Source organism: Martelella sp. UBA3392 (assembly GCF_002358775.1).
GTDB classification, from domain to species: domain Bacteria; phylum Pseudomonadota; class Alphaproteobacteria; order Rhizobiales; family Rhizobiaceae; genus Martelella; species Martelella mediterranea.
Genome location: NZ_DEPM01000186.1, coordinates 20,826 through 24,518 on the forward strand (window position 1 = coordinate 20,826; position 3,693 = coordinate 24,518).

Consider the following 3,693-nt stretch of genomic DNA (forward strand, 5'->3'; position numbering starts at 1 on the left):
CGACATTGGCGGGCGGCACGAGCTGCTGATATTGCGGGACGACCGAGCCGGTGGTCATCGTGTCCGGCCCATTGCTCAGGCGGGAAGTTTCAGAACTGCATCCGGCGGCCAATATGGCCAGCGACGAAACGAGCAGTACGCCTTGTGTTGCTTTGCCGACTTCCGGCAGCCCAGAAATACGCATGAACCGACCCTGTACGCTTGAACTCTTTACTGCACCGGTTTTAACCACATCAGAGTTACCGCACGGTTAAAGCCGGCGGCGAAGCGCGAAATTCAGGGACGAAAAGTCCGCTCAGCCGGAAAATGAAGCGTTACAGGGCCTTTGAAAGTCCGCGTTCGGCGGCGATATAGGGAACCTCGAACAGGTCCTGACGTTCGAACCGGCTTCCTATCCGCGTCATGCGCACCATCAGCGGCCGCGCGCCCTCACGGATCAGCGGGGCCATGATGACGCCGTTGGAGACAAGCTGCTCGACGCGGGCGCGCGGAATTTCCGGCACCGCCACGGTATAGAGGATACGGTCGAAAGTGCCCTCGCCGCTCATACCCTCGCGGCCATCGGCCTGGCGCACGACAACCCTTTGCAGCGAAAGTTCGGCAAGACGCCTTCGGGCGAGATCGGCAAGGGTGCGATAGCGCTCCACCGTCAGCACCCGCTCGGCGATGCGGCCCATGATCGCGGCGGTATAGCCAGAGCCCGTGCCAACCTCGAGCACGCGCTGGCCGGGCTTCACCTTGAGGATATCGATCAGGCGGATGGCGAGATCGGCGCTTTCCATGAACGCCCCGCATTCGATCGGCACCGATCGGCCGCTATAGGCATAGGGCGAGAGATGCGAGGGCGTGAACAGCGAGCGCGGGGTGGCCTCGACCGCCGACAACAGGTCAAGATTGGTGACGCCGCCGGCCCGAAGGCGCATCACGAGAGCCGCAAACCCTTCCCGTTCCTGAAGCTTCGTCGCCACCGCCATCCCTTTCAAATCAGCCGAGCGCCGCCTTGATCCTGTCGCGAACCGCATGGTCGGTCAAGTCGAGCTTCAGCGGCGTGACCGACAGATAGTTCTCGCCGACCGCCTGCAGATCGCTGTCGTCGGCGAACGCGCTGAGACGCTCGCGGAAGGTCAGCCAGTAATAGGGAAGCCCGCGACCATCGGACCGCTTGTCGACCGAAAGGCCCGATTCGAGCTTGCCCTGCGCGGTCACCCGGACGCCCTTGACCTCGTCCGGCGTGCAGCACGGGAAATTGACGTTCAGGAAGGTGCCCTCGGGAAGGTCGAGCGTCAGCAGCTTGTCGATCAGCGCCGGGGCATGGCGCTCCGCCACCTCCCACGGGAAATAGCGCCTTCCATCGTCGTAATTGCCGGTCTGGCTGAGCGCGATCGAGCGTACGCCCTGCATCGTGCCCTCGATTGCCGCCGCGATCGTGCCGGAATAGGTGACGTCGTCGGCCATGTTGGCGCCGGAATTGATGCCGGAGAGGATCAGGTCCGGCGGCTCGGGCAGCACTTCACGCACGGCCATGATCACGCAGTCCGTCGGCGTGCCGCGCAGCGCATATTCCTTCTCGCCCATCTGACGCAGCCGCAAGGGCTCCGAGAGCGTCAGCGAATGGGCAAGGCCGCTCTGGTCGGTTTCCGGCGCCACCGTCCAGACGTCGTCGGAAAGCTGGGCGGCAAGGGATTGCAGCACGGCAAGGCCGGGGCCGTGAATACCGTCGTCATTGGTCAGCAGAATGCGCATGTCGATCTCACTTCGCCTTCTCGATGCGGGTCATGCCGCCCATATAGGGCACCAGTGCCTCCGGAACCGTGACGGAACCATCTTCATTCAGATAATTCTCGACGACGGCGATCAGCGCACGGCCGACGGCGACGCCGGAACCGTTCAGCGTATGCACGAAGCGGGTCTGCTTCTCGTCCTTGCCGCGATAGCGCGCATTCATGCGCCGGGCCTGAAAATCGCCGCAGACCGAGCAGGACGAGATTTCGCGATAGGTATCCTGCCCCGGCAGCCAGACCTCGATGTCATAGGTCTTGCGCGCCGAAAAGCCCATGTCGCCGGTCGAAAGCGCCATCACGCGGTAATGCAGGCCGAGCTTCTTCAACACATCCTCGGCCGCCGCCGTCATCCGCTCCAGCTCATCGAGCGAACTGTCGGCATCGGTGATCGAGACCATTTCGCATTTCAGGAACTGGTGCTGGCGCAGCATGCCGCGGGTATCGCGCCCGGCGGAACCCGCCTCCGAACGGAAGCAATAGGTCAGCGCCGAATAGCGCAGCGGCAATTCCTCCGCCGGCAGGATTTCACCTGCCACCAGATTGGTGAGCGGCACTTCCGCCGTCGGGATCATCCAGCGATCCTCCGAGGCCTTGAACAGGTCGTCGGAAAATTTCGGCAACTGCCCGGTGCCATAGAGCGCCTCGTCGCGCACCAGAAGCGGTGGGCTGACCTCGAGGTAGCCGTGCTCGCTGGTGTGCATGTCGATCATGAACTGGCCAAGCGCGCGCTCCAGCCTTGCGAATGCGCCGGTCAGCACCGTGAAGCGCGAGCCCGACAGCTTCGCCGCCCGTTCGAAATCCATGCCGCCGAGCGCCTCGCCGATTTCGAAATGCTCTTTCGCAACATGGTTCCAGCCGGGCTTCTCGCCCCATTGGCGGATTTCGACATTGGCGTCCTCGTCAGCGCCGACCGGCACATCGTCGAGCGGCACGTTGGGGATGCCGGCGAGAAGGTCGTCCAGCGCCGCGGTCGCCTCGCGCTCCTCGGCTTCCAGCGTCGGCATCGCGGTCTTGATTTCGGAAACCTCGGCCTTCAGCTTCTCGGCAAGTTCGGTATCCTTCCGCCCCATCGCGATGCCGATTTCCTTCGACGCGGCGTTGCGGCGGGACTGCATTTCCTGGAGGCGCTGCACGACGGAGCGGCGCTTCTCATCCAGATCGACGATTTCTGCGGCAAGCGGCCTGGCGCCGCGCGCGGCCAGCGCCTTGTCGAGCGCCTCCGGGTTTTCGCGAATCCATTTGATATCGAGCATGATGAAGCTTCCAGAAAAGTAAAAGGGTCGCCGGTCGATTTACCGGCGGCCCTCTTGTGCCCAACTCATGCCGAAAGCGCAAGTGGAAGGCCGAGAGCGCATCCACGAAAATGGCCCCTTTGCGAAGCGGATCGACAGACCACGCATTTCGAGCAAACCAAGGACATCAACCGCTCAAACAAACACCCTAAAACGTCTCACCTATCCCCTCCCAGCAAGGATTCCCGCGATGACCTCTTCCAACACGAAAAGAGTTGAGCGGTTTCAGTGGTTTGTACTTCAGTTCTGTCGCCAAACCGAACGGGGCCACATATGCCCTGAACTGAAACCGCCCGCCGTGAGACGCCGCGCCGTGCAAGCGATCTAACCGACGGTGAATGGGCATTGATCGCCCCGTTCATGCCGTCGCCCAACCGGCTCGGGCGTCCGCGCACGACCGATCTGCGCGAGGTCATGAATGCGATACTCTATATGGCGACGACCGGCTGTCAGTGGATTCAACTGCCGAAAGACCTGCCTGTACATGTCGGAAATGGCGGAGAGGAAGAATGCCTTGGACCGCATTCAGAACCCGTCATCACCCGTCACATTACGCAACTAACCAACTGTATTGACGAGTTTTTTCTCGTCAGATCACTTCAACGGCCTTCAAGGGGATT

Annotated in this window: 4 protein-coding genes and 1 pseudogene; 1 reads left to right on the plus strand and 4 read right to left on the minus strand. The window is 62.1% G+C overall.

The window, feature by feature from the left end:
* The 4 genes from B4E36_RS14405 to serS form a co-directional block, all read right to left on the minus strand.
* Nucleotides 1-184, minus strand: a 184-nt coding sequence (locus B4E36_RS14405; protein ID WP_345900495.1) for a hypothetical protein, incomplete at its 3' end; no start/stop codon positions are given.
* Nucleotides 185-314: 130 nt separating this feature from the next.
* Nucleotides 315-968, minus strand: coding sequence for a protein-L-isoaspartate(D-aspartate) O-methyltransferase (locus B4E36_RS14410; RefSeq protein WP_345900496.1), 654 nt, complete (start codon nucleotides 966-968; stop codon nucleotides 315-317).
* Nucleotides 969-984: 16 nt separating this feature from the next.
* Nucleotides 985-1,743: a 5'/3'-nucleotidase SurE gene (surE, locus tag B4E36_RS14415; protein ID WP_292058392.1), complete on the minus strand. Its 759-nt coding sequence runs from the start codon at nucleotides 1,741-1,743 to the stop codon at nucleotides 985-987.
* 7 nt (nucleotides 1,744-1,750) lie between these two features.
* Nucleotides 1,751-3,034 carry a serine--tRNA ligase gene (gene serS, locus B4E36_RS14420; protein WP_292058389.1) on the minus strand — a complete coding sequence of 428 codons (1,284 nt, stop codon included), beginning with the start codon at nucleotides 3,032-3,034 and terminating at the stop codon, nucleotides 1,751-1,753.
* 336 nt (nucleotides 3,035-3,370) lie between these two features.
* On the opposite strand from serS, the pseudogene B4E36_RS14425 reads away from it, so the two are divergent.
* Nucleotides 3,371-3,553: pseudogene (locus B4E36_RS14425) on the plus strand (transposase); the annotation flags it as partial.
* Between the last annotated feature and the right edge of the window lie 140 nt (nucleotides 3,554-3,693).

Bases quoted from the DNA above. Each gene is read 5' to 3' on its own strand.
- surE (WP_292058392.1), bottom strand. From the start codon at position 1,743: ATGCGCATTCTGCTGACCAATGACGACGGTATTCACGGCCCCGGCCTT.
- serS (WP_292058389.1), bottom strand. From the start codon at position 3,034: ATGCTCGATATCAAATGGATTCGCGAAAACCCGGAGGCGCTCGACAAG.